Source organism: Bradyrhizobium ganzhouense, from assembly GCF_049949285.1.
Lineage (GTDB): Bacteria > Pseudomonadota > Alphaproteobacteria > Rhizobiales > Xanthobacteraceae > Bradyrhizobium > Bradyrhizobium ganzhouense.
Map to the genome: position 1 here is coordinate 4,224,303 of NZ_CP181318.1, position 25,419 is coordinate 4,249,721.

Annotated in this window: 24 protein-coding genes; 16 read left to right on the forward strand and 8 right to left on the reverse strand. The window is 64.1% G+C overall.

Annotated elements, in window-relative coordinates; translation table 11 throughout:
- Positions 1-3: 3 nt before the first annotated feature.
- The 3 genes from ACLFLU_RS19125 (at position 4) to ACLFLU_RS19135 (ending at position 3,162) form a co-directional block, all read left to right on the forward strand.
- A complete protein-coding gene (locus ACLFLU_RS19125; protein WP_426413703.1) occupies positions 4-2,232 on the forward strand; it encodes a N,N-dimethylformamidase beta subunit family domain-containing protein in 2,229 nt (742 codons plus the stop codon).
- Between the two features lie 72 nt (positions 2,233-2,304).
- Positions 2,305-2,832, forward strand: coding sequence for a carboxymuconolactone decarboxylase family protein (locus ACLFLU_RS19130; protein WP_426413704.1), 528 nt, complete (start codon positions 2,305-2,307; stop codon positions 2,830-2,832).
- A gap of 27 nt (positions 2,833-2,859) precedes the next feature.
- Positions 2,860-3,162, forward strand: a complete 303-nt coding sequence (locus tag ACLFLU_RS19135; protein WP_167406753.1) for a nucleoside triphosphate pyrophosphohydrolase family protein — start codon at positions 2,860-2,862, stop codon at positions 3,160-3,162.
- 7 nt (positions 3,163-3,169) lie between these two features.
- Here ACLFLU_RS19135 and glsA read toward each other — a convergent pair whose 3' ends face one another.
- Complete coding sequence (gene glsA / locus ACLFLU_RS19140) at positions 3,170-5,017, reverse strand: glutaminase A (RefSeq protein ID WP_426413705.1); 1,848 nt, start codon at positions 5,015-5,017, stop codon at positions 3,170-3,172.
- A gap of 136 nt (positions 5,018-5,153) precedes the next feature.
- Positions 5,154-5,375 carry a biotin/lipoyl-containing protein gene (locus ACLFLU_RS19145; protein WP_426413706.1) on the reverse strand — a complete coding sequence of 74 codons (222 nt, stop codon included), beginning with the start codon at positions 5,373-5,375 and terminating at the stop codon, positions 5,154-5,156.
- Between the two features lie 94 nt (positions 5,376-5,469).
- Here ACLFLU_RS19145 and ACLFLU_RS19150 point away from each other — a divergent pair, with 94 nt between their 5' ends.
- Positions 5,470-6,444, forward strand: coding sequence for an IclR family transcriptional regulator (locus ACLFLU_RS19150; protein ID WP_426413707.1), 975 nt, complete (start codon positions 5,470-5,472; stop codon positions 6,442-6,444).
- On the forward strand, positions 6,374-7,933 hold the full coding sequence (locus tag ACLFLU_RS19155) for an acyl-CoA carboxylase subunit beta (RefSeq protein ID WP_426413708.1): 1,560 nt from the start codon (positions 6,374-6,376) through the stop codon (positions 7,931-7,933). The genes ACLFLU_RS19150 and ACLFLU_RS19155 overlap by 71 nt, the downstream gene beginning before the upstream one ends.
- Before the next feature lie 93 nt (positions 7,934-8,026).
- Here ACLFLU_RS19155 and ACLFLU_RS19160 read toward each other — a convergent pair whose 3' ends face one another.
- Positions 8,027-8,302 carry a DUF3303 domain-containing protein gene (locus tag ACLFLU_RS19160; RefSeq protein ID WP_426413709.1) on the reverse strand — a complete coding sequence of 92 codons (276 nt, stop codon included), beginning with the start codon at positions 8,300-8,302 and terminating at the stop codon, positions 8,027-8,029.
- 564 nt (positions 8,303-8,866) lie between these two features.
- Between ACLFLU_RS19160 and ACLFLU_RS19165 the strand changes: the two genes are divergently transcribed.
- Entirely contained in the window at positions 8,867-9,220 is a 354-nt protein-coding gene (locus tag ACLFLU_RS19165; RefSeq protein WP_426413710.1) for a hypothetical protein, read from the forward strand.
- A gap of 27 nt (positions 9,221-9,247) precedes the next feature.
- Here the strand turns inward: ACLFLU_RS19165 and ACLFLU_RS19170 are convergent, their stop codons facing one another.
- The gene (locus ACLFLU_RS19170) at positions 9,248-10,723 is read right to left on the reverse strand and encodes an FAD-binding oxidoreductase (RefSeq protein ID WP_426413711.1); all 1,476 of its coding nucleotides are present in this window, start codon (positions 10,721-10,723) and stop codon (positions 9,248-9,250) included.
- A gap of 200 nt (positions 10,724-10,923) precedes the next feature.
- Here ACLFLU_RS19170 and ACLFLU_RS19175 point away from each other — a divergent pair, with 200 nt between their 5' ends.
- Complete coding sequence (locus tag ACLFLU_RS19175) at positions 10,924-11,418, forward strand: hypothetical protein (protein WP_426413712.1); 495 nt, start codon at positions 10,924-10,926, stop codon at positions 11,416-11,418.
- A gap of 191 nt (positions 11,419-11,609) precedes the next feature.
- The gene (locus ACLFLU_RS19180; protein WP_426413713.1) at positions 11,610-12,386 is read left to right on the forward strand and encodes an acetoacetate decarboxylase; all 777 of its coding nucleotides are present in this window, start codon (positions 11,610-11,612) and stop codon (positions 12,384-12,386) included.
- Positions 12,387-12,427: 41 nt separating this feature from the next.
- On the opposite strand, the gene ACLFLU_RS19185 is transcribed toward ACLFLU_RS19180, so the two are convergent.
- From ACLFLU_RS19185 to ACLFLU_RS19195, 3 genes are all read right to left on the reverse strand, one after another.
- Positions 12,428-13,723 (reverse strand): MFS transporter, encoded by a 1,296-nt coding sequence (locus ACLFLU_RS19185; RefSeq protein ID WP_426413714.1) that lies wholly within the window; start codon positions 13,721-13,723, stop codon positions 12,428-12,430.
- A gap of 114 nt (positions 13,724-13,837) precedes the next feature.
- Positions 13,838-15,034 (reverse strand): acetyl-CoA C-acyltransferase, encoded by a 1,197-nt coding sequence (locus ACLFLU_RS19190; RefSeq protein WP_426413715.1) that lies wholly within the window; start codon positions 15,032-15,034, stop codon positions 13,838-13,840.
- A gap of 130 nt (positions 15,035-15,164) precedes the next feature.
- Positions 15,165-15,935: an enoyl-CoA hydratase gene (locus ACLFLU_RS19195; protein ID WP_426413716.1), complete on the reverse strand. Its 771-nt coding sequence runs from the start codon at positions 15,933-15,935 to the stop codon at positions 15,165-15,167.
- Positions 15,936-16,090: 155 nt separating this feature from the next.
- Here ACLFLU_RS19195 and ACLFLU_RS19200 point away from each other — a divergent pair, with 155 nt between their 5' ends.
- Together ACLFLU_RS19200 and ACLFLU_RS19205 are read left to right on the forward strand one after the other, a co-directional pair.
- A complete protein-coding gene (locus ACLFLU_RS19200; RefSeq protein ID WP_426413717.1) occupies positions 16,091-16,630 on the forward strand; it encodes a PaaI family thioesterase in 540 nt (179 codons plus the stop codon).
- 59 nt (positions 16,631-16,689) lie between these two features.
- On the forward strand, positions 16,690-17,310 hold the full coding sequence (locus ACLFLU_RS19205; protein WP_426413718.1) for a TetR/AcrR family transcriptional regulator: 621 nt from the start codon (positions 16,690-16,692) through the stop codon (positions 17,308-17,310).
- 141 nt (positions 17,311-17,451) lie between these two features.
- On the opposite strand, the gene ACLFLU_RS19210 is transcribed toward ACLFLU_RS19205, so the two are convergent.
- Complete coding sequence (locus ACLFLU_RS19210; protein WP_426413719.1) at positions 17,452-18,366, reverse strand: LysR family transcriptional regulator; 915 nt, start codon at positions 18,364-18,366, stop codon at positions 17,452-17,454.
- A 113-nt stretch (positions 18,367-18,479) separates the two neighbouring features.
- On the opposite strand from ACLFLU_RS19210, the gene ACLFLU_RS19215 reads away from it, so the two are divergent.
- Genes ACLFLU_RS19215 through ACLFLU_RS19240 form a run of 6 tightly spaced genes read left to right on the forward strand, consistent with a single transcriptional unit; the run spans position 18,480 to position 25,331 of the window.
- Positions 18,480-19,976 carry a CoA-acylating methylmalonate-semialdehyde dehydrogenase gene (locus ACLFLU_RS19215; protein WP_426413720.1) on the forward strand — a complete coding sequence of 499 codons (1,497 nt, stop codon included), beginning with the start codon at positions 18,480-18,482 and terminating at the stop codon, positions 19,974-19,976.
- Positions 19,977-19,998: 22 nt separating this feature from the next.
- Entirely contained in the window at positions 19,999-21,144 is a 1,146-nt protein-coding gene (locus tag ACLFLU_RS19220; protein WP_426413721.1) for an isobutyryl-CoA dehydrogenase, read from the forward strand.
- On the forward strand, positions 21,141-22,208 hold the full coding sequence (locus tag ACLFLU_RS19225) for an enoyl-CoA hydratase/isomerase family protein (RefSeq protein WP_426413722.1): 1,068 nt from the start codon (positions 21,141-21,143) through the stop codon (positions 22,206-22,208). The genes ACLFLU_RS19220 and ACLFLU_RS19225 overlap by 4 nt, the downstream gene beginning before the upstream one ends.
- A 31-nt stretch (positions 22,209-22,239) precedes the next feature.
- Positions 22,240-23,130 carry a 3-hydroxyisobutyrate dehydrogenase gene (mmsB, locus tag ACLFLU_RS19230; protein WP_426413723.1) on the forward strand — a complete coding sequence of 297 codons (891 nt, stop codon included), beginning with the start codon at positions 22,240-22,242 and terminating at the stop codon, positions 23,128-23,130.
- Positions 23,130-24,845 carry an AMP-binding protein gene (locus ACLFLU_RS19235; RefSeq protein ID WP_426413724.1) on the forward strand — a complete coding sequence of 572 codons (1,716 nt, stop codon included), beginning with the start codon at positions 23,130-23,132 and terminating at the stop codon, positions 24,843-24,845. The genes mmsB and ACLFLU_RS19235 overlap by 1 nt, the downstream gene beginning before the upstream one ends.
- A gap of 6 nt (positions 24,846-24,851) precedes the next feature.
- Positions 24,852-25,331: a MaoC family dehydratase gene (locus ACLFLU_RS19240; RefSeq protein ID WP_426413725.1), complete on the forward strand. Its 480-nt coding sequence runs from the start codon at positions 24,852-24,854 to the stop codon at positions 25,329-25,331.
- Positions 25,332-25,419: the final 88 nt, after the last annotated feature.

The window sequence follows — 25,419 nt, forward strand, 5'->3', positions numbered from 1 at the left end:
TCGATGCTTGCGATCACCGGCTACGCGGACCGCTGGAGCGTGCGCCAGGGCGGCGACATCAAGTTCATGATCGCCGTCAAAGGCGGCGGCCGTTATTCGGCGCGGATCGCCCGCGTGATCTGCGGTGATCCGAACCCGAAGGGACCCGGCTATCGCGAGATTCCGGTCAAATGGGATCTCGAGGGCCAGCACGACGGCATCGAGCAGACCATCGCGAAGGGATCGTGGGTCGACATACCCGTGCTGGCGCTGCCGGGCGGCCCGGTCGGCTTTGCCGCGACGATCTGGCCGACCTTGCTCGCCGCAGGCAAGCAGGCTGTGCTGAATTGGGCGGGGGCCGGTGGTTCGCTCACGGTTGGCATCGGTGAGCGGGGCGCTTTCGCTCGCCTTGCGACCAGCTCGGGAATTATCGAGGTCGAAACCGGCATCGCGCTCACCGAGCGGGCCTGGCACGATATCGCCTGCCTGTACGACCCGGCGACCGGGGTTTTGTCGATCGCGCAGGCGCCGCGCAAGATCAGGCTCGACCACGACGAGCGTGCGACGAAATCGTCAGGCGCACCACGCACCGCGTTGGCCGGCACTGGTGCGGCTGCGATTGCGGCGGAACGCGAAGACCAGCGTGTGGCCCACCATTTCAACGGTAAGATCGAACGACCGCGCATCACCGATGGCGGTGGCGGCCTTGACGGCCTCATTGCTGCGCAAGGCTCCGGCGCCGCAGCGCCTTCGATTGCCGAATGGGACTTTTCCATCGGCATCCCGACTGACGCTGCGACCGATATCGGGCCTGCCAAGGCGCACGGCACCTGCATCAATCTGCCGACGCGTGCGATGACCGGCTCGCGCTGGACCGGCGGCGTGACGCATCGCTGGACGGAAGAGCCAAAGCTTTGGGGCGCGATCCATTTCCACGACGACGACATTGGCGATTCCGGCTGGCAGCCCTCGCTGGCATTCACGGTGCCCGAGGACTGGCAGAGCGGCGTCTATGCGCTGCATCTCGAAAAGGACGGCGCACGCGACAATATTGTCTTCTATGTCCGCGCCAGGGTGCCGGGATCCCAGGCCAGGGTGGCCTTCCTGGCGCCGACCTTCAGCTACACGGTCTACAGCCAATATCAGAAGAAGGGTCGACAGGCCCTGATCACGGAGCGGTCGCTGGCCTGGGGGGCGCTGGCACAGGCGCCGGATGGTCATCCGGAGTACGGCGTCTCGCCCTACAATTTCCATTCGGACGGCAGCGGTGTGGTGATGTCGACCATGCGTCGCCCGCTGATCGACAAGCGCGTCAACCAGATCCATCTGGTCGATCCCAGCGACGATGGGTCCGGCCTGTACTGGATCTCAGCCGACAGTGCGATCACCGACCTCCTGACCCGCAAGGGCATCGACTTCGAGGTCATCACCGATCACGACGTCCACGCCGAAGGCATCGACCTGCTGTCGAAATACGCCGTCGTCCTGACTGGACAGCATCCGGAATACCACACCCACGAGACACTCGATGCGCTCAGTGCCTATCTCGGCAGCGGCGGCCGCTTCATGTATCTCGGCGGCAATGGCTTCTACTGGAAGGTGGTGCCGCACGCGACAGGCACCTGGGCTTTCGAATTGCGACGCGCCGAGGGCGGCATCCGTCTCTGGGAGACACTGCCCGGCGAAAGCTATCACGCGTTCGACGGATCCTATGGCGGCCTGTGGCGAAGGCTCGGCCGCCCGCCGCAGGCGCTGGTCGGCGTCGGCTTCAGCACGCAAGGGGAGTACAAAGGGTTTCCCTACACCTTCCTCGACGGCATTCTCGATCCGCGCGTCGCCTTCATGCGCGAGGGGATCGAGGATCTGGCGAGACCTGGTCACAAGCTTGGTGAGCGCGGCTTCATGGGCGGCGGCGCGGCCGGCCATGAGCTCGACCGCGCCGACACGCGCCTTGGTACGCCGCATCATGCCATCATCGTGGGCCGAGCCGTCCTTGACGACCCGACCTATCAGCCCGTCAACGAAGAGCGTTATGACCACACCTGGCCGGCCACGCGTGAGGAGATCATCCGCTCCGACCTGACCTTCTTTGAGACGGGAGGCGGTGGCGCGGTGTTTTCTGTCGGCTCGATGAATTTCATCGGCGCGCTGCCGGTCGACGGCTACGCCAACGTGGCAGCCCTGCTGGTCACCAACATTGTCAGGCGCTTCGCTGATTCCACGCCATTTCCGGTGCCAACAATGGCGCCATGATGTTGCTCTCGGGTCGAGCCACGATTAATCTTGGAGGTTCTTAGAGAACCATAACAAGACCCAAGGTGATTGATGGCCCGCATCGGCTATAGCGACCCGTCCAAGGCGTCCGACCGCACCCGCGAAATTCTCGACAAGAACCGCAATGCCAACATCTTCCGCATGATGTCGCATTCGCCGAGCTATTTTGAACAATACTGCCGCCTCGGCGGCGCCATCCGCCACAAGGGCGAGCTCGATCCGATCGTGCGCGAGCTCGCGATCACGCGCACCGGAATTCTGTGCGAGGCGCCGTACGAGATCGTCGCGCACAAGCGCATCGGCAAGAATGTCGGCGTCACCGACGCGCAGAACGAGGCGCTGGAAAACTGGCAGGCTGCGACCTGTTTCGACGAGACCCAGCGCGCCGCGCTCGCCTTCACCGACGAGATCGTGAAGCTGAAGAAGCCGACGGATGCGACCTTCAAGGCGATTGCCGCAAAACTGACGCCGGCAGCGCTCATCGAGCTGCAGCTCTCGGTCGGCTTCTACATCATGACGTCAAAGTTCCTGGAGACGTTCGAGATCGATCTCCAGCCCGTCACCGAAGTGGTGGGCTGATCCAAAGCTTGGCTTGCGAGGGATGTCATGACGATCGATGAATATGCGGCCTGGGCCGCGACGATTGCGAAAGTCGATGAGCATCCCTCGAACGAGCGCCTGTCCTATCTCGGGCTTGGCCTTGCCGGAGAAGCCGGCGAGGTTGCCGAGCACATCAAGAAGCTGCTGCGCGACGACTGGCTCGACAAGGCGGGTCTCGTCGAAGAGCTTGGCGATGTCATCTACTACTGGGCGTGCCTGTGCGCGGCGACCGGCCAGCAGCCATCCGAATTGCTCAAGGCCAGCGCCGCCAAGATCAGGCGGCGGATCAGCGAAGCGGCGAGCCGATAGACTTAGCTCACGTCGACGTCAGGATATCGACCTTGGTGTTGGCGACGATCAGGCGATCGGCCAGGAGCTGCGCCAGGTTGCGCATGATGCGCTCGGAGGCGCGCGGGTGCTGCCTGCGAAAACGTTCGAAATCCTTCAGGGGGACTTCGAAGGCGGTCGCGGCCATGTCCGCGAACACGTCGGCTGAGCGGGCGGTCTCGATCAGCGCCATCTCGCCAAAGGCCATGCCGGCGGTCAGCGTCGCCAGCCGCACGCCGTCGGGCAGGGTGACATGCACGGCGCCGCTGCGCAGAAAGAACAGTGCGTCCGCAGGATCGCCCGTCGTGAGGATCTTTGCGCCGGACTGATAGGTCCGGATCGTGCAGATCGAGGCGAGGTCCGTCAGCTCTTCCGTGCTGAGGCCGTCGAGCAGCGGCTGTTCGGACAGCTCGGTGGTCTCGTGAAAATCGATCGAACCGCCATAACGGTAGACGATCTGGTCTTCGGCCCATTCGATCGCGGTATCGAGCAGATAGAAGTCGCGGACGTTCTTCAGCTCCGCGGTCCATTCCCGCAGCGTATTCCACTCCTTCGACGCGCGCCTGACGCCGGATATCACCACCGTGACGTTGAGTTCGGAGAGGTCTTCGAAGGCCTCCGCGATCAGCCGCGCGCCGGCCCGCGTGGTGGAGGTCACACGGTGCAAGTCGAAGATCACGAATTGCGGCCGCGGCCGCTCCGCTAGCCGGCGCGAGACATAGTCGACCGCCGAGAGCGACAGCGTGCCGACCAGCTCGATGACCCGCACCTCCTGCTCGTGCGCGGCCAGAATCTCGCGCTCCTGCTGACGGCGGACGCGGCGTGACGGGCTCTTGCCGATGTCGTAGTCGGCAATCACCGCGTTGCGGGCGTCGTCGCTGCGATTGAGCATGTGCAGGTCGTAGTGCGAGGACAGCGCCTCGCAGACCTTGATGCCGCGCACGCTGTTGCCGTGCTTGTCGAGCTTTGGCGAATAGCTGCCGAGCCCGAGGCGGGCAGGAAGCGCAGCCAGAATGCCGCCGCCGACGCCGCTCTTGGCGGGGATGCCGATCCTGTAGATCCATTCGCCGGCATAGTCGTACATGCCCGACGATGTCATCACCGACAGCGTGCGCGAGATTGCGTAAGCGCTCAGCACCTGTTCGCCCGTGACCGGATTGACGCCGCGATTGGCAAGCGTCGCCGCCATCACCGCGATGTCGCGCGCGGTGACCAGCACCGCACATTGCCGGAAATAGACGTCGAGCACGCTGGCGACATTGGCCGAGATCACCGCATTGGTCTTGAGGAGATAGCCGATGGCGCGGTTGCGATCGCCGGTCTGGCTCTCCGACGTGTACACCGCCTCGTCGACGGCGAGGTCGCGTCCCGCGAAACGGCTGAGTGCCAGCCTGATCTGCTCGAATGCCTCAGCGCCCTTGCTGTCGTAGATCAGTCCGGTGCAAGCGATCGCACCGGCGTTCACCATCGGATTGAACGGATGATTCTCCGCATTGAGCCGGATCGAGTTGAAGGGGTCGCCCGAAGGCTCGACGCCGATCGCGCTCTCGACCTTGCCTGCGCCAAGAAGATCCAGCGCCAGCGCGAACACGAACGGCTTTGACATCGACTGGATGGTGAATGGCACCCTGGAGTCGCCGACCTCGTAGACATGGCCGTCGAGCGTGGCGAGGCTGATGCCAAAATAGGCAGGGTCGGCCTTGCTCAGCTCGGGAATATAATCCGCCACGTGGCCCGCGGTCTCAGCGGAGAATTTATTCAGGCACGTGTCGAGAAACCGCAGCAGCGGCGGCTTCGAGCGGGTCCAGTCGGAGGCGGGCGGCGGTTGCGCTATCATCGCCTCCTTGTGCAACGCAATCCAGGCATGCGCAAGCCGTCCGGCACCTGCGTTCGTCGTAACGCCCGAACGCAAGACGCCGCGCATCATCACAATATGATCTGTTTCAGATTGTCGCGGATGAGAAGCTGTGTGCTCAGCTCGCGACGATCGCGATCGTCTGGCCCTCTGCAACGAGGTCGTCGATCTTCACGAGCAATGATGTGAGCGTGCCTGAAGCAGGCGTGGGCACCGGTATCTCCATCTTCATGGCTTCGACGACCACAACGTCATCGCCATCGACGACGGTTCCTCCAACTTGCACGGGAGTTGCGCAGATGCGACCGGCGACCTCCGTGACGATCTTAATTTCTGGCATGCCATCGCCTTTTTGTTGTGGTGGCAAAATGCCTGAGGTAGCGTCGTCTGCAAGTGGAATTTAATTCCGCACAGCGGAACAAACGGTAGGGATCATGGGACGACGTTCGGAGCGGTTGAGCAGGCAAGGTGCACTCGCTGGCGATGCCGGCGAAGGTGATGTCATCCAGGTGGTGTCGCGCGCGTTCGACGTGTTGCGATGCTTCGAGGGCCACGATAGCAGGCTCGGCAATCTCGAGATTTCAAATCGCTGCGGCTTGCCGCGCTCGACGGTGTCGCGGCTCACGCACACGCTGACGCGCATGGGGCAGCTGGTCTATCTGCCGCGTGACCAGAAGTATCGCATCGGTCCGAGCGCGGTGGCGATGAGCGCCTCGATGATGAAGGGCGCGCAGCTGCGCAGCATGATCCGGCAGCGGCTGCAGGAAGTCGCCGAGCTATTGCCGGGCACCGTCGGCTTCGTCGTGCCCGATCGCTTCCATCTGGTCTATCTCCAGTTCGCGCGCTCGGCCTCTGCGCTCGGTCTGCACGAGGGCACCGGCAGCCGCATCTCGATGGCTTCGACGGCCGCGGGCGCGGCTTACACCGCGGCCTTGTCGCCGGAAGTCGGCGATGCCTACATCGCCGAGATGGAGCGCGAAGCGCCCGAGGCCGTAAAAATCCTCAAGCCCCGCATCGAGGCCAACCGGCAGTCGTTGCACGAGCGCGGCTATGTCACGGCCTGCGGTCTGTGGAGCCCGCACATCAATGGCCTGGCGGTACCGATCTGGTCGCCGCAGTACCAGACCTTCGTGGTCGTCACGATCGGCCTTCTCTCGGCGATGTATGACGAGCAGCGTCTGCATGCCGAAGTCGCGCCGGTGATGGTCGCGCTCGGCCGTTCGCTCGGCAGCCTGATGGAGGGCGCGGAAGGCGACGCCTTCAACAACCGCATCTCGCGCAAACCGGTCGCAATGGCCGTGCACAACAATAACAAGCCGATCAATTCGGAGGGAGTGAATGAACTGGAAGCCGGAACTCGACGAGCTCGCCCGGCGCGAAGCCTTCGCGCGGGAGATGGGCGGCGTTGACAAGGTCAAGCGACAGCATGACCAGGGCCGACTGACTGTTCGGGAACGCATCGACAAGCTGATCGACAAGGGTAGCTTCCACGAGATCGGTGCCGTCTCCGGCATCGGTGAGTACGATCCGTTAGGCGAACTGAAGACTGTGACGCCGGCGAACTGCGTGTTCGGCCGCGCGCGCGTCGATGGCCGCACGGTCGTCGTGGTCGGTGATGATTTCACCGTGCGCGGCGGCTCGGCCGATGCATCGATCTCGGCAAAGCCCTTGATGGCGGAGGAGATGGCGCACGATTTCCGTCTGCCCATCGTCCGCATCATCGAGGGCTCCGGCGGCGGCGGCTCGGTCAAGACCATCGAGACCAAGGGCGCGGCGAACCTGCCGGGCGGCATCGGCGGCACGCGCTGGTATCGCTTCACGACGGAGAATCTCTCGCGCGTGCCGGTGGTCGCACTCGGCCTCGGCTCGGTTGCGGGCCTGGGCGCTGCGCGTCTGGCTGCCAGCCACTATTCCATCATGACGCGGAAGTCCGCGATGTTTGTCGCAGGCCCGCCGGTGGTGAAGGCGCTTGGGCAGAACCTCTCGAAAGAAGAACTCGGGGGCGCCGACATCCAGACCAAGGCGGGCGCGGTCGATCACGCCGTCGACACCGAGGAGGAGGCTTTTGCCTGCGCGCGACGCTTCCTCTCGTATCTGCCGTCATCGGTCTACGAGCTGCCGCCGACCTTGCCCTGCATCGACAATCCTGAGCGCAGCGAAGAGGCGTTGATGAATGCGGTGCCGCGCAACCGCAAGCAGGTCTACAAGATGCGGCCGATCATCGAGCAGGTGGTCGACAAGGGCTCGTTCTTCGAGGTCGCCAGCAATTTCGGCAAGCCGATCATCGTGGGTCTGGCGCGGCTCGGGGGCCGGGCGGTCATGGTGCTCGCCAGCGACAGCTTCCACTATGGCGGCTCCTGGACGGCGGATGCCTGCCAGAAGGTGGTGCGCTGGGTCGACTTCGCCGAGACCTTCCATCTGCCGATTGTCTATCTCATGGACTGCCCCGGCTTCATGATCGGCCTCGATGCGGAGAAGGCGGCGACCATCCGCCACGGCGTCCGCGCCATGGCCGCGGTCAACCAGACCACCGTGCCCTGGTGCACCGTGATCCTGCGCAACGCCTTCGGCGTCGCCGGCGTCGTGCATCAGCCAGCCGACCGCTTCTCGATCCGCTACGCCTGGCCGTCGGCCTATTGGGGTTCGCTGCCGCTCGAAGGCGGCATCGAAGCCGCCTACCGCGCCGACATCGACGCGGCCGAGGACAAGGCGGGTAAGCTGAAAGAGATCGAGGAGCGTCTCAACAAGCTGCGCTCGCCGTTCCGCTCGGCCGAAAAATTCTGGGTCGAGGAGATCATCGACCCGCGCAAGACGCGCTCGCTATTGTGCGAGTTCGCGCGGCTGGCCGAGCCGCTGCGAAAAGCAGGTCCGCCGGAGAATTTTTCGATCAGGCCGTAGGCGTGTCTGTCATTGCGAGCGAACCACACCCCATCGTCGTTGGGCATGTCACTGCCGCCAGTTTCAACGGCGGCAGTGACGTGAGATTGATGATCAACGCTTGGGTAGCGACGCCATCACCTCGCCCGCGTCTCCGTCTTCGAGGCAGGGCGTGACGGTCAACGGGAGCAGGTCGGACCATTGCGCGATCCAACGATACATGGCTTTGGGGTCACTCGATTCAGAGATCGCAAATCCCTGTCCGTTCATGCCATGCCAGCGCCCCAACATCTTGACGCCTTCGGGTGGTGCGCCGCCGGTTTCCAGAAACCGGGCGACGGCTGCATTGAAGGTGCCTTGGGGTACACTCCAGGAGGCTATGAATTTCATGCGATTCTCCCATAACTGGAATTACTGGATGAATGCTGCGGCTGTGCCGCTTGCGCACGATAGCGCCTGCGCATCGAATAACAACGGCGAATGAACGGGTGCGTTAGTTTGATCCAGGGCGCCCTTCTCGGACACGGTCGCAACCTTCTGCGTCTGCCGCAAAGCGAACCTGGTCGCATGTCGCAAGGCGTTGGAAGCGCCAAAGGCAGGCGTTCGTATTCCGCGAGTTAATCGTTTCGATCGCAACGTGTAGCTTGTGAAAATTGAAGAGAGCGGCGCACAAATGTAGCCAGTTTCGGCCGCTGTTTAGGCCCATTTCAGCCAAACTGATATTGGTTCCTCATTGCCCGGGGCAGGCCCTCCAGACGGAGTCCTGCAATGATCAAGCTAGTAATTTCTGCGTGTTTCCTCGTTGCCATTAGTTCAGTTGCCTCCGAAGCGCGACCCTCTCGCAATATTCAAGCGCCTGGGTGCAACGTCACCATGCCCTGCGACTTCTCGTATACGCAAACGCAACGCGAGCGCGCTCCCAGGCACTCCCTGCAAGCCTATCGCGCAACGCAAATGACGGTGTCCGATGCGGGGAACACCGCCACGACAATCAGCGTCTCCGGTGGTGATCGCATCATTGGCGGTCGTCCGGCCGGTTGTCCCTCGTCCTTCTGCGGCTGTGGCGCGGCGCTGCGCGTATTCGGCCATCACGTGCCGGAATTGAACCTTGCGGCCAACTGGCTGCGTTTCCCGCGGACGTCGCCGGCGCCGGGAATGGTTGCGGCGCGCCGCGGGCATGTCTTCGTTCTGGAGCAGCCCCTCGGCGGCGACATGTGGATGGCCTATGACGCCAATTCGGGCGGCCACGCCACCCGCATGCACGCGCGTTCGCTGCGGGGCTACACCATCGTCAATCCGCGCGGCTGAGACGGCGGGGAGGGTGCTCGGTCTCCATCACACCCGCAGCACCTTCCCTGGATTCATGATGTTCTGCGGGTCGAGCGCGCGCTTGATGGTACGCATGATGTCGAGCTCGGTCTTCGAGCGGTAATGGCTGAGCTCGTCGAGCTTTTCGATGCCGATGCCATGCTCCGCCGAAATCGAGCCGCCCATGGAGGTGATGAGATCGTTCACCGCCCGCGTGATCGCGGCCGTGTATTGGTTTAGCGTCTGCTGATCCATATCCTTCGGCCCCATGAACGAAAAGTGCAGGTTGCCGTCGCCGATATGCCCCAAAGGATAGGGGCGAATGGACGGGAGAATATCGAGCACCGCCTTGAGCCCCTTGTCGACGAACTCCGGAATCCTGGAGATCGCCACCGACACGTCGTAGCTGATCCCCGGACCCTCGGCGCGGGAGGCCTCGGCCATGGCTTCCCGGATGCGCCACATGTTGCGCGATTGACTGACGGTCTGTGCGATCACGGCGTCGAGCACGCGACCGGCCTCGAGTTGATTGGCGAGGAACTGCTCCAGTTTCTCCGACATGCCATCGGCGCCGTCCTGCCGTGGGCGCGAGGACGACCATTCAAGCAGCAGGTACCATAGCGAATCCGCCTTGAGCGGATCCTGGACGCCGGGAATGTGGCGCATCACGAGGTCGACGGCCGCGCGGCTCAGCAGCTCACAGGACCCGACATTGTCCTCGGAGGCCGCATGCGCTTCGGAGAGAATCTCCAGCGCCGCGCGCGGATCGCGGACAGCCAGCCACGCTGTGGCGACGTCCTTCGGCGCTGGCCATAGCTTGAGAACAGCCTTGGTGATGATGCCGAGCGTCCCCTCGGCGCCCATGAAGAGATGCTTGAGGTCGTAGCCCGTGTTGTCCTTCTTGAGCGCACGCAATCCGTTCCAGACGTCGCCGTTGGGCAGGACGACCTCGAGCCCGAGCACGAGGTTGCGCGCGTTGCCGTAGCGCAGCACCTGCACGCCACCGGCGTTGGTCGAGAGATTGCCGCCGATCATGCAGGAGCCCTCGGCGCCAAGACTCAAAGGCAGGAACCTGTCGTGCTGAGCCGCGGTCTCCTGAAGCGTCTGCAAAACGCAGCCGGCCTCGACCGTCATCGCATAGCCGACGGGATCGACGTCCAGCACGCGGTTCATGCGGCCGAGCGACAACACGATGCCGGTGTGCGCAGGCCAGGGCGTGGCGCCGCCCATCAGCCCGGTATTGCCACCCTGCGGCACGATCGCGACGCCGTGTTCATGGCAAAGCCGGACCACTTTCGAGACTTCCTCGGTGCTGCCAGGACGTATGACGGCCCCGGCGCCCCCAATCAGCAGCCCCCGCCAGTCCGTGACGAACGGCTGCTTGCCGTGCTCGTCTTCGATAAATCCCTTCTCGCCCACGATCGCGCGCAAGGCGTCGCGTAGCCGGGCGGTCACAGGCGCGGTCGGAATGGCGGGTACGGGTGACGGGAAGGCAGTCGGCATTTTGTTTCCCCTGGCGCATCTTGGTGTGCACTGCGCGCGCGAAGCGCTTAGGGGTATTGTCCACGTTTGGGCCGCGAAGTCTAACGGCAATATCGGTCACACCGGGACAAATTCAGCAACATCGCCAAACATGTTCGCCAACATCTTGCGGCTGTTCCTGCCTAGGAGGTGACAGGGCTTCATCGATCAGGACAGGCAGAATGCGATTGAATTCTCTGGCGGCGCACATAGGCATCGGTGCGGCCTGTCTCGTGCTTGGCGGCATCGGCCCGGTGCGCGCGGAGCCGGTGTTCGATAGTCTGGGCGGCACATGGTCGGGCACCGGCTCGATGAAGCCGTCGGACGGCCCGCGTGAGAAGGTCCGCTGCAAGGTTGCCTACAGCGTCACCAAGCCAGGACGCTCGTTAAGCCTTGACCTGCGCTGCGCGAGCGACGCGTACAAGATGGTCCTGTCCGCGAACATCGATCAGAACGGGACCGAACTTTCCGGCAACTGGTTCGAGCACGAGTACCGGCAGGGCGGCAAGGTCTACGGCACCAACAAGGACGGCCTGATCGAGGCGCGCATCGAAGGAAACACCGTGGCTGCGCTGGTGACGATCCAGACCAAGGCCAATCATCAGTCGTTCCTGATGGAGGCGCCGGGAGCCTGGATGTCGGAGGTCGCGATCGAATTGAACAAGGATGCGAAGTAGCTTCGATATCCTTTCGTCCCCCGCGCTTTGGCGTGCAAAAACTCCGATGCATCCTTTGCATGCAGGTCAACCGCACCGGGAATGGCGCCAGGTCGTGCGGCGGACGGAAATCGGTCACACCGTAGTCAATGACGGCGGCTAGCAATTTGCGTAAAGTCGGAACTTGCCGGACTTCACCAGAGGAGACAGCGATGCGCAGGGAAGACGTGCTGAGGCTTCCGTCCATGCCGGCCGCCGGGCCGAGCTACCCGACCGGACCGTACCGCTTCGTCAACCGCGAATTCCTCGTCATCACCTACGAGACCGATCCGGACCTGATCCGCGCCGGCCTGCCTGAGCCGCTGGAGCCGATCGACCAGCCAATCGTGCATTACGAATGGATCAAGATGCCCGACTCCTCCGGCTTCGGCAGCTACACCGAGTCCGGCCTCGTGATCCCCGCGCGGCTGCACGGCGAGGAGGTCAGCTTCGTCTCGCAGATGTATCTCGATGATGATCCGCCGATCGCTGCTGGCCGCGAGATCTGGGGCTTTCCCAAAAAGTACGCCCATCCAAAACTCGAGATCGTCAAGGACACGCTGACGGGCACGCTTGAATATGCCGGCCAGCTCGTCGCCATGGGAACGATGGGCTACAAGCATGAGAGCATGGCGGGCAACGGCGATCTCACCCGCGCCACGCTGTCGAAAACTCAAGTTAATCTGAAGATGATCCCGGGCGTCGACGGCCATCTCGAGGTCTGCCAGCTCGTCGCGATCAACCTCATCGACATCGTGCCGAAAGGTTCGTGGATCGGGCCCGGCCGGCTGCATCTGGTGCCGCACGTCAACGCGCCGGTTGCGGATTTCCCGGTTCGCCGCTGCATCGGCGCGCATCACTACATCGCCGACCTGACGCTGCCATTCGGCCGTGTCGTGCACGACTATGTCAAGGAAGCCCAAGCTGCGACAGGGTTGGCCGCGAAGTAGGGTCCTGAGCCGGCTCGCGCCGGCCCAGTCTCACGCGCCGTTTACGCCATCGCCGGTTTTGCTTGCGGCTTCGGCTGCCGGGACAGCCCCAGCACGATCAACGAGGCGAACACACAGAGCGCGCCGGCCACGAAGAAGGCGGGCAGGTAGCTCTGCAGCAGCGTCCGCGACAGGCCCGCGCCGAAGGCGGCCGTGCCGGCGCCGAGTTGATGGCCGGCAAAGATCCAGCCGAACACCAGATTGGCGCGTTCGGGCCCGAATTTCTGCGCGGTCAGCCGCACCGTCGGCGGCACGGTCGCGATCCAGTCGAGGCCGTAGAACATCGCGAAGATCGACAGGCCATAGAACGAGAAATCGCTAAACGGCAGGAAGATCAACGAGAGCCCGCGCAGGCCGTAGTACCAGAACAGCAGGAAGCGATTGTCATAACGGTCCGACAACCAGCCCGACATGATGGTGCCGAAGAAATCGAAGATGCCCATCGCCGCCAGCAGGCTCGCCGCCTGCACCTGCGGGATGCCGAAGTCGAGGCACATCGGAATCAGATGCACCTGCACGAGGCCGTTGGTCGAGGCGCCGCAGACGAAGAACGTTGCAAACAGGATCCAGAACGCGCTCGACTTCGAGGCGTCGCGCAGTGTGCCGAGCGCCACGCCTGTGATCGAGCCGTGGTTCACGGGCGGCGCGGGCAGGGGCTCGGTGCCTTCGTCGCCGAAGGGACGCAGGCCAAGATCGCTCGGGCGATCGCGCATGATGAGCAAGACCGCCGCTGCCGAAACGCCAAGCATGATGCAGACGAAACCGAGCGCCAGGCGCCAGCCGTAACGTTCGGTCAGGCTTGCCAGCAGCGGCAGGAACACGAGCTGGCCGGTAGCGACGCTCGCGGTCATGACGCCGATGACGAGGCCGCGCCGCGCGGCGAACCAGCGCGTCGCGATGGTGGCGCCGAGGACCAGCGCGGTCATGCCGGTGCCGATGCCGATCACCACGCCCCAGAGAGCCACGAGCTGCCAGACCTGCGTCATGCCGAGCGAGAGCACGAGCGCCGAGACGACGATGAGCTGCGCCGTCAGCGTGACGTTGCGCAGGCCGTAGCGATTGAGCAGCGCGGCGGCGAACGGCGCCATCAGCCCGAACAGGATGAAGCGGATCGAGAGCGCGGAGGAGATTTCCGCCGTGCTCCAGCCGAACTCCTTCTGAAGCGGAACGATGAACACGCCGGGCGCGCCGACCGTGCCGGCACTGATCAGCGCGGCGAAGAAGGTCACGCCCACCATCACCCAGCCGTAGTGGATGTTGCGACGGCCAAGCGCGGCCGAAAGCCAGTTCGAGATCATTGCCCCTCAATCCAGGTTGGCGGGTCTTGGGAGGCCCGCGTCATTGTTGCAGTCTGGCATGGAAACGGGAAGTCTGAAATGCCAGACTTCCCTCATTTTAGGACGTCATTGCAGTCAGTGCGCGAGACGCTCCACCGCGATCGCAGTGGCCTCGCCACCACCGATGCAAAGCGCCGCGACGCCGCGCTTGAGGTTGTTGGCCTCGAGCGCATGCAGTAGCGTCACGATCAGCCGCGCACCGGTGGCACCGATGGGATGACCGAGCGCACAGGCGCCGCCATTGATGTTGAGTTTGTCGCGGGGAATGCCGAGATCGCGCTGCGCCGCCATCGCGACGACCGCAAACGCTTCGTTGATCTCAAAGAGATCGACATCGCCAGCGCTCCAGCCGACCTTGTCGAGCAGCTTGCGGATCGCCGGGATCGGGGCGGTGGTGAACCATTGCGGCTCCTGGCTGTGGGTGGCGTGCCCTTTGATCACGGCGAGTGCGGGCAGGCCGTTGCGATCGGCAAGCGAGCGCTTGGTCAGCACCAGCGCGGCGGCGCCGTCGGCGTTGGCAGAGGAGGCCGCGGGCGTGATGGTGCCGTTGGCGCGGAACGCCGGCTTCAATCCGGGAATCTTCGCCGGATCGACCTTCAGTGGATGCTCGTCATTGGCGACGACTCGAGGGCCCGCTTTCTCGGTCAGCGTGATCGGTGCGATCTCCGCCTTGAACGCGCCGCCCTCGACCGCCTTGCGCGCGCGGCTCAGCGTTTCCATCGCGTAGGCGTCCTGGTCCTTGCGGGTGAACTGATAGGCCTCGGCTGTCGCTTCGCCGAAATCGCCCATGGAGCGGCCGGTCTCGTAGGCGTCCTCCAGGCCGTCCATCATCATGTGGTCGATGATGCGGTCGTGACCGGCGCGATAGCCGCCGCGCGCTTTGGCGAGCAGATAGGGCGCGTTGCTCATGCTCTCCATGCCGCCAGAGACGACGATCTCGGCCGAGCCGGCGCGGATGATGTCGTGCGCCAGCATGGTCGCCTTCATGCCGGAGCCGCAGACCTTGTTGACCGTGGTCGCGCCGGTGGCGTCAGGGAGACCCGCGCTACGCGCCGCCTGGCGCGCCGGCGCCTGGCCCTGGCCGGCGGGCAGCACGCAGCCCATGAACACCTCGTCGATCTTCTCGGGCGCCAGCTTGGCGCGGTCCAGCGCCGCATTGATCACGTGCGATCCGAGCTTATGCGCGGCGAGCGGCGACAATTCGCCCATGAAGCGACCAAGCGGGGTGCGGGCGGCGGAGACGATGACGACGGGATCGGCAGCTTCGGCCATGACAAGCTCCATGGAGATGACGAATAGATTATGATCATCATATGATGCGGCGCAAAAAATGCAACCGCGCCCGGCATGAGAAAATGTCGTGGTTCGAATGAGAATTGATCGTTCGAGTGAAGGAGGCGACTTATCGCTTCCGGTCCACAAACGCCTGCATCAGCCGCGTCGGCTCGTCTGTCAGGAACGACTCGCCGAACACCTTGACGCTGAGGTTCACCGACTCCGTCAGCGGCAGTTCCTCCCATTGCCGCAGCAATGCCTTCTGCGACCGCAGCGCCTCGGGGCCGCATTCGAGCAGCGCGTTCACGAGGTGCTCGATCTCGGCGTCCAGTCCGCCCTCTGGCGCGACCTTGTCGATCAGGCCCCAGGCCAGCGCCGTGGCTGCGTCGATATTCTCCGCGGTCATCACCAGCCAGCGCGCGCGGGCCCAGCCGATCAGGCGCGGCAGCAGCGCGGCATGGATCACCGAGGGGATGCCGACGCGCACCTCCGGCATGCCGAAATGCGCGTCATGCGCGGCGATGCGGAAGTCGCAGGCCGCGGCGACTTCGAGACCGCCGCCGAGGCACCAGCCGGGCATGCGCGCGATCACGGGCGTGGGGAATTGGCGTACGGCTTCGCAGAGATCGCGCAGGCGGCTGATGAACGTCTCGGCCGATTTCTGGTCGAGCTTCGCCATTTCCTTAATGTCGGCGCCGCCGATCATGCTCTTCTCGCTCTGGCCACGCAGGACCACGATTCGGATGCTGCGGTCAGAAGAGAGCTGCTGCAGGCCTTCGCGCACGGCGTCGGTGACGGGCGAGCCCAGGATGTTGAGCGAGCCGGCATTGCAGATCGCGACGTGAACGACGCCGCGCGCATCGCGCGTCACGCCGCAGTGGTTGTTGAGCATTTCCATCGTGGGATCTCGAAGGTTTCGTGGACATGCGCAAGGCGCGCCGGTCGGGATCACTTCCGGGCGAAACGCTCTGCTTGTCAAGCGGGCAGGAGAAGCGGAGTTGCCAGGGCGAAGTCCGCAGCATAGTATGACATACATCATCTAAAGAGATGGCCATGACCGACATCGATCAACTCGACCTGTTTTCGCCCGCACAGCGCCGCGAGCGCGTGGTGGACTGGCAAGTTCCGGCGCCGGTTGCGAAAGTGGCGATGGGGCTATCAGGCATCGACGCCATGCTCGGCATCCGCGACGGCCGGCTACCGCCGCCGCCGTTCGCAAAGCTGATCGGCTTCGTCATGGCGGTGGTCGAGCCGGGCCGGATCGTGATGGAACTGGAGCCGCGCGAGGACCTCGAAAATACCATTGGCCTCCTGCACGGGGCGACCGCAGCCGCGCTGATCGATACCGCCATGGGGTGTGCGATTTCGACGCGGCTGGAGGCCGGGCAGGGGTCGGTTACCCTCGATTTGAAGATGACCTTCCTGCGGCCGCTCTCGGTCCGGTCCGGGCTGATCTCCGCCGAAGGCAAGGTGATCAAGCTGGGGCGCCAGACCAGCTACGCCGAGGGCTTTGTCCGTGACGGTAAAGGGGCACTAGCGGTGCATGCAACCGCGACCTTTTCCATGATCGGCAACAATTTTACCGGGAATTAATGCGCCGTTCGACCGATATCCGTGTTATTAGATGATTTCCGACATCCAATGAGAACCGCATGCGCTATTCCCGGGAACACAAGCAGGAAACCCACGACCGCATCGTGAAGAAGGCGTCGGTGCGGTTGCGCGAAAAGGGGGCCCACGGCATCGGCGTCGCCGACCTCATGAATGAGGCGGGCCTGACCCATGGCGGCTTCTATGCGCATTTCGATTCCCGCGAGGCGCTGGTGATCGAGGCCTTTGCCTACGCCATGGACCGCTCGATGGAGCACTGGCGCAAGCAGTCCGATCAGGTCGCGCCCGAGAAGCAGCTCGCCCAGATCGTCGAGACTTATCTTTCGGCGCTCCACCGCGACAATCCCGGCCATGGCTGCTCGATCCCCGCGCTTGGCGCCGAGATCGCCCGCGAGAGCCCGAAGACGCGAAAAGCCTTTGCCGGCAAGCTCGACGAGATGGTCGAGATGATGACCGATTTCATCCCCAATTTGCCGCGCAAGGCCGCGCGCAAACAGGCGATCGCCACGCTGGCGACAATGGCCGGCACCATGCTGCTGGCGCGCATCGCAGGCTCGAGCGAGCTGTCGGATGAGGTGTTGAAAGCCGGCAAGGACAGTGCGCTCGAGGGCGCGAAGCGCGAGCCTGTGAAGGCTGCACCGGCCAAGAAGAAGCAAAACTAGGCGGGATGCCGTAGGGTGGGCAAGGTGCCGTAGGGTGGGTTAGCCAAAGGCGTAACCCACCACTTCTGCCGCCGCGGAGATTAAAGAGGTGGGTTACGCCTAGCGGTTTGCGCTTCGCGCAATCCGCGGGGCTAACCCACCCTACGAAGTTCGCCCCGCAAACAACGCCCGCTCGCGCTCCACGATCTCTCCGATGTAATCCGCGACAGCCCGGATCCGCGCGAGATCCTTGCTGTCGGCGTGCATCAGCATCCAGAACGTCCGCGTGATCGAGATCTCCTCCGGCAGCACCGCGACGAGCTGCGGATAGTCGGCCGCCATGAAGTGAGGCAACACCGCGATGCCGAAGCCTGCAAGCGTGGCGTTGAGCTGCGCGATCAGATTGGCGCTGCGCAAGCGCGCGGAGATGCGCGGCGACACCTGTGGGAGATAGTCGAGCTCCGGCGTGAACAGGAGCTCCTCGATATAACCGACGAACCTATGCTGCGGCAGCACCTCGCGCGAGGTGATGGCCGGGAAGCGGTCGAGATAAGCGGGCGCGGCATAGAGCCCGAGGCGATAATCGAGCAGCTTGCGGCCGACGATGCGGCCTTCCTTCGGCATGGTCAGGCTGATCGCGATATCGGCTTCGCGCTTGGAGAGACTGAACAGCCGCGCGGTGGCTACAAGTTGCAGATCAAGGTCGGGATAGCGGTCGGCAAAAGGCGCCAGCCGCGGCGCCAGGAAGGCGGTGCCGAACCCGTCGGGCGCGCCGATCCGCACCGTGCCGGTCAGCCGCGCCACGGAGCCGCCGACCTGCTCCTGGTTGGCGACGATGGTGGATTCCATCGCCTCGGCGCTGTCGGCGACGCGCTGGCCGGCCTCGGTGAGGAGGTAGCCGGTCTTGCGGCGGTCAAACAGCTTGGCCGAGAGGTGCTTCTCCAGCCGGTCGACGCGGCGGATCACCGTGGCATGGTCGACGCCAAGCTGTTTTGCTGCAGCCGAGACCGAGCCGCCCCGCACGATGGCCAGCACGAAGCGGAAGTCGTCCCAGTCGATGTGACCTTGATCCAGCATTTTCGCACATCTATGGTGCATTATCTCAGACTTGAATCCTATAAAATGCAGGTCGATAGGATTTGTCAAAGCAATCAGACTTAGACCTAAGCTTGGACCTAAGGAGTTCATCCATGCGCGCAGTCGGACATTTCATCGGTGGCAAGGAGGTCAAGGGCACCTCAGGCCGCACCGCCGACGTCTTCGAACCGATGACCGGCGAGGTCCAGGCCAAGGTCGCGCTGGCGTCCAAGGCTGAAGTCCGCGCCGCCGTGGAAAACGCCCGTGCCGCGCAGCCGGAATGGGCCGCGACCAACCCGCAGCGCCGCGCCCGCGTCATGACGAAGTTCGTCGAACTGGTGCAGCGCGATTACGACAAACTCGCCGATTTGCTCGCGCGCGAGCACGGCAAGACCGTGCCCGACGCCAAGGGCGACATCCAGCGCGGCCTCGAAGTCGCCGAGTTCGCCTGCGGCATCCCTCATCTGATGAAGGGCGAGTACACCGAAGGTGCCGGCCCCGGCATCGACATCTATTCGCTGCGCCAGCCGCTTGGCGTCGTGGCCGGCATCACGCCGTTTAACTTCCCGGCGATGATTCCAATGTGGAAGTTCGCGCCCGCGATCGCCTGCGGCAACGCGTTCATCCTCAAGCCCTCCGAGCGCGATCCCGGCGTGCCGATGCTGCTCGCCGAGTTGATGATCGAGGCGGGCCTGCCGGCGGGCATCCTCAACGTCGTCAACGGCGACAAGGAAGCGGTCGACGCTATCCTCGACGATCCCGATATCAAGGCCGTTGGCTTCGTCGGCTCCACGCCGATTGCGCAATACATCTATGAGCGCGCCGCGCAGACCGGCAAGCGGTGCCAATGCTTCGGCGGTGCCAAGAACCACGCCATCATCATGCCGGACGCCGACATGGATCAGGCGGTCGACGCGCTGATCGGCGCGGGCTACGGCTCGGCCGGCGAGCGCTGCATGGCGGTTTCGGTCGCCGTGCCCGTCGGCAAGACCACCGCGGACCGCCTCATGGAAAAGCTGATCCCGCGCGTCGAGAGCCTCAAGATCGGCACCTCGATCGATCCGTCCGCCGATTACGGTCCGCTGGTCACGCGCGAGGCGGTCGAGAAGGTCAAGGGCTACATCGACATCGGCATCAAGGAAGGCGCGACGCTTGCCGTCGATGGCCGCGGCTTCAAGATGCAGGGCTACGAGAAGGGCTTTTATCTTGGTGGTTCGCTGTTCGACAACGTCACCAAGGACATGCGAATCTACAAGGAAGAGATCTTCGGCCCGGTGCTCTCGGTCGTGCGCGCGCACGACTACAAGGAAGCGCTGGCCCTGCCGTCCGACCATGATTACGGCAACGGCGTTGCCATCTTCACCCGCGACGGCGACGCCGCGCGCGACTTCGCGGCTAAGGTCAATGTGGGCATGGTCGGCATCAACGTGCCGATCCCGGTGCCGATCGCCTATTACACCTTCGGCGGCTGGAAGAAGTCCGGCTTCGGCGATCTCAACCAGCACGGCCCGGACTCGATCCGCTTCTACACCAAGACCAAGACGGTGACCTCGCGCTGGCCGTCCGGTGTCAAGGAAGGTGCGGAGTTCTCGATCCCGACGATGAAGTGATCCTCTCAGGAGCGAGGCCGGGATGCAATTCGCTCTGAACGAGGATCAGGTCGCGGTTCGCGACATGGCGTTGGCGTTTGCGGCGGAGAAGATTGCGCCGCATGCGTTGCGCTGGGACGAGGAGAAGCATTTCCCCGTCGACGTGATGCGCGAAGCCGCCACGCTCGGCATGGGCGGCATCTACATCCGCGAGGATGTCGGCGGCTCCGCCATGACGCGGTTCGACGCGGCGCTGATTTTTGAGGCGCTGGCGACGGGTTGCCCGACCACCTCGGCCTTCATCTCTATCCACAACATGGCGTCCTGGATGATCGATGCCTTCGGCAGCGACACCCAGCGCCACACATGGCTGCCAAAGCTCTGCACAATGGAGCTGATCGCAAGCTATTGCCTGACCGAGCCGGGCGCAGGCTCCGACGCCGCAGCGCTCCGCACCCGTGCGGTGCGCGACGGCGATCACTATGTTCTGAATGGCCAGAAGCAATTCATCTCCGGCGCCGGCGGCACCGATCTGCTGGTCGCTATGGTGCGGACCGGCGGCGATGGCCCCGGCGGCATCTCGACCCTCGTCATCGACGGCAAGACGCCCGGTGTCTCGTTCGGTGCCAACGAGCGCAAAATGGGCTGGAACGCGCAGCCAACTCGCGCTGTGATCTTCGAGAACGCCCGTGTGCCGGTGGCTAACCGGCTGAGCGAAGAGGGCGTCGGCTTCAAGATCGCGATGGCCGGCCTCGACGGCGGCCGGCTCAATATCACGGCCTGCTCACTCGGCGGCGCGCAGACTGCGCTCGACAAGGCGCGCACCTACATGAAGGAACGCAAGGCTTTTGGAAAGCGCCTCGACGAATTCCAGGCGCTGCAGTTCAAGCTTGCGGACATGGCGATCGAGCTCGAGGCCGCGCGCACCTTCCTGTGGCGCGCAGCCGCGGCGCTCGACCGCAAGGATCCGGACGCCACTATGCTCTGCGCGATGGCAAAGCGCTTCGGCACCGATGCCGGTTTCGAGGTCGCCAACCATGCGCTCCAGTTGCACGGCGGCTACGGCTATCTCAGTGAATACGGTATCGAGAAGATCGTGCGCGATCTGCGCGTGCACCAGATCCTCGAAGGCACCAATGAAATCATGCGGCTCATCGTGGCGCGCAAATTGATCGAGGGCGCGCGATGAGTTCAGTGGAAGAGGGCGATCTCATCGTTCGCCGTGAGGGCACGGCGGGCGTGATCCGCCTTAATCGTCCGAAGGCGATCAACGCCATGACGCTGGAAATGTCTGAGGGCATCGATGCGGCGCTGGATCGGTTCGAGACCGATCCAGAAGTCGCTCTGATCATCCTGGAGGGCGCCGGCGAGCGCGGCCTCTGCGCCGGCGGCGACATTCGCGGCCTCTGGGAGAGCTCGCGCGAAGGCGGCGACCTCGGTGCGCGGTTTTGGCGCCAGGAATACGTCATGAATGCGCGGATCGCGAAATATCCGAAGCCGTACGTCGCGTTCATGGACGGGCTCGTGATGGGCGGCGGCGTCGGGCTATCAGGCCACGCCAGCCATCGAATCGTCACCGATCGCACCAAGCTCGCGATGCCCGAAGCCGGGCTCGGCTTCTTCCCCGATGTCGGCGGCACCTGGCTGTTGTCGCGCTCGCCCGGCGAGATCGGCACTTATTTCGGCCTCACCGGCCAGACCATGAATGGTCCTGACGCGATCCATGCAAAATTTGCGGACGCCGTGGTGCCTGCAGCCAAGTGGCCGGAGCTGCGCGAGGCGCTGACCAAGGTTCGCACAGGTGTGACCGCGACGGAGGTCAGCAAGCTCATCAACAGCTTTGCGACCGGCGATGCCGCAGGTCCAGTCGCGGCGAAGGAGCGGATGATTGACGCCCTGTTCGGCTTCGATCGCATGGAAGATATCGTCGCTGCGCTCAAGCGCGACGGCTCCGAGTTTGCGCTGGCGACGCTCAAGACGCTGAATGAAAAATCGCCGCGTGGCATGGTGGTGACGCTAAAACTGCTGCGGCTTGCGCGCAGGGCCTCGAGCCTGGAAGAGTGTCTGGTGCGCGAATATCGCGCCGCGCTGGAAGTGTTCCGCAGCGACGATTTCCGCGAGGGCGTGCGCGCCGCCGTGATCGACAAGGACCGCAATCCGACCTGGTCGCCGCCGCGGATCGAGGATGTGACGCCACAGATGCTTGCGCCGTATCTCGCCGAGATCGGCGCCGACGAATTGAAGTTCAACTAAATCAACGAGACGTCTAGCGGAGGAAACGAAGATGGCCACGATCGCATTCATCGGTCTCGGCAACATGGGCGGCCCGATGGCGGCCAATCTGGTCAAGGCTGGCCACAAGGTGGTGGCCTTCGATCTCTCCGAGGCCTCGCGTAATCAGGCCAAGGCCGATGGCGCCAGCATCGGCGAAAGCGCCGCGAGTTCCGCGAAGGGCGCCGATGTCGTCGTCACGATGCTGCCCGCCGGCAAGCATGTGCTCGGCGTCTGGAGCGAGGTGGTGCCCGCCATGGCCAAGGGCGCGCTGATCATCGACAGCTCCACCATTGATGTCGAAAGCGCGCGTCAGGCGCACGTGCTCGCAGCCAAGCACGGCGTGCTCTCGGTCGACGCGCCGGTCTCCGGCGGTACCGGCGGTGCCAAGGGTGCGACGCTTACCTTCATGTGCGGCGGCGAGGAGGGCGCGTTCGCGGCGGCAAAGCCGGTGCTGGAGAAGATGGGCAAGAAGATCGTGCATTGCGGCGGCGCTGGCGCAGGCCAGGCGGCAAAGATCTGCAACAACATGATCCTCGGCATTTCGATGATCGCGGTGAGCGAGGCCTTTGCGCTCGGCGAAAAGCTTGGCCTCTCGCATCAGGCGCTGTTCGACGTCGCCTCGACCTCGTCGGGCCAGTGCTGGTCGCTGACGACCTATTGCCCGGTTCCGGGTCCGGTGCCGACCTCGCCGGCCAACAACGACTACAAGCCGGGCTTTGCGTCGGCGCTGATGGTGAAGGACCTGACCCTGGCGCAAGACGCCGCCAAGGCCGCGGGCGCTGCGACGCCGCTTGGCCAGCATGCGCAGGAGATTTACCAGTCCTTCGACAAGGCCGGTCAGGGCGGGGTGGATTTTTCCGGAATTATCAAGCACGTTAGGGGGCTAGCCGGGAAAGCTTGATGACGACATTTCAGGAAGCGCGCGCGTTTCTGCTGCACAACCGCACGGACTACGAGACAGCGGTCAGGGATTTTCGCTGGCCCGATCCGGTTCCCTTCAACTGGGCGCTCGACTGGTTCGATCAGCTCGCGATGGATGCGGAAGCAAGGGATCGGCCCGCGCTCTGGATTGTTGATTCCGCCCAGGACAAGCAGACGAAACTGTCCTTCGCGGCGCTTTCGCAGCGCTCCAACCAGGTCGCCAACTTTCTCCGCGCGCAGGGCCTGAAGCGCGGCGATCATCTCCTGCTGCTGCTCGGCAATGTGGTGCCGCTGTGGGAGACCATGCTGGCGGCGATGAAGCTCGGCGTCGTCGTGATCCCCGCGACCACGCTGCTTACGGCCGAGGAACTCCGCGACCGGCTCGATCGCGGCAAGGCGAAGGCGGTGGTGGCCGCCGAAGATCAGGTCGCGAAATTCGCAAGCCTCGGTGCCGAGAACATTGTGCGCATCGTGGTCGGTGCGGCCTCCGACGGCTGGCTTGCCTATGGCGAGGCGGCGAAAGCCCATGCCAGCTTTGCCGCCGACGGCCCGACCAACGCCGACGACCCGATGCTGCTCTATTTCACCTCGGGCACGACGGCAAAACCAAAGCTCGTGCTGCACAGCCAGCGTAGTTATCCGGTCGGCCATCTCTCGACCATGTACTGGATCGGGCTGAAGCCCGGCGACGTCCATCTCAACATCTCGTCGCCCGGCTGGGCCAAGCATGCCTGGAGCTGCTTCTTCGCGCCGTGGAACGCAGGCGCGACCGTGTTCGTGGTCAACCAGCCGCGCTTCGATGCCAAGGCTCTGCTCGCCACCATTGGCCGCTGCGGCGTCACCACGCTGTGCGCGCCGCCGACGGTGTGGCGGCTGTTCATCCAGGAGAACCTGGCGTCGTTCAAGGTGAGCTTGCGCGAAGTCTGCGGCGCCGGCGAGCCGCTCAACCCCGAAGTGATCGACCAGGTGCAGGCCGCCTGGGGCCTCACCATTCGCGACGGCTACGGCCAGACCGAGACCACGGCGCTCGCCGGCAATTCGCCGGGGCAAAAGATCAAGGTCGGCTCGATGGGCCGGCCGCTGCCGGGCTATCGCGTGCAGGTCAGCGATGCCGACGGCCATCCGGCCAAGGAGGGCGAGGTGGCGCTGCTGCTCGGTGCGGACCGCCCCGCTGGCCTCATGCAGGGCTATCAAGGCGACGACGGCAAGCTCTCGGGCGCCGAAGGCGAGCTCTATCGCAGCGGCGACGTCGTCTTCGCTGACGAGGATGGCTATCTCACCTTCGTCGGCCGCTCCGATGACGTGTTCAAGTCATCGGATTATCGTATCAGCCCATTCGAGCTGGAGAGCGTGCTGCTCGAGCACGAGCTCGTTGCGGAAGCCGCGGTGGTGCCGAGCCCGGATCCGATCCGGCTCGCGATTCCGAAGGCCTTCGTGCTGCTGACCTCGGGCGCGGAGAGGACCCCGGAGACTGCGCTCTCCATCTTCAGGCATCTGCACACGCGGCTTGCCCCGTTCAAGCGCATCCGCCGCCTCGAAATCGTCACTGAGCTGCCGAAGACGATCTCTGGCAAAATCCGCCGCGTGCAGCTACGACGGCTCGAACGCGATAACGATCGCGACGATCCGCTGCGCGGCCGGGAATTCCGTGAAGAGGATTTTCCGGAGCTGCCGAAAACAAGAAGTGAGACCTGAGGCGAAATGAACGAAATCTGGAAGAAGCCGCCGATCACGCTGGAGGCCTATCAGGCCATGGTCGGCAGGGAGATCGGCGTGTCGTCCTGGCACCTGATCGATCAGCCCCGCATCGACACCTATGCCGACGTGACCGAGGATCACCAGTTCATCCATGTCGACTCCGAAAGGGCGAAGAAGGAGACGGCGTTCGGCACCACCATCGCGCACGGTTTCCTGACGATGTCGATGATGTCGGTGATGTCCTACGAAGTGATGCCGGCGATTGCAGGCGCCACGATGGGCGTCAATTACGGTTTCGACAAGCTGCGCTTCATTTCGCCGGTGCGCTCGGGCAAGCGCGTCCGCGGCCGTTTCGTGCTGGCCGAAGCCAGGCTGCGCAAGCCCAACGAATTGCAGACCCGCACCAACGTGACGGTGGAGATCGAGGGCGAGGACAAGCCCGCGCTGGTCGCGGAGTGGCTTGGCCTGACCTATTTCGTTTGAACCGGGCCGCCATGGCCGGGCTTGACCCGGCCATGCATCGCTGCTCAAAAGCCTCTCGATTTTGAGGGACGGCCGGGTCGAGCCCGGA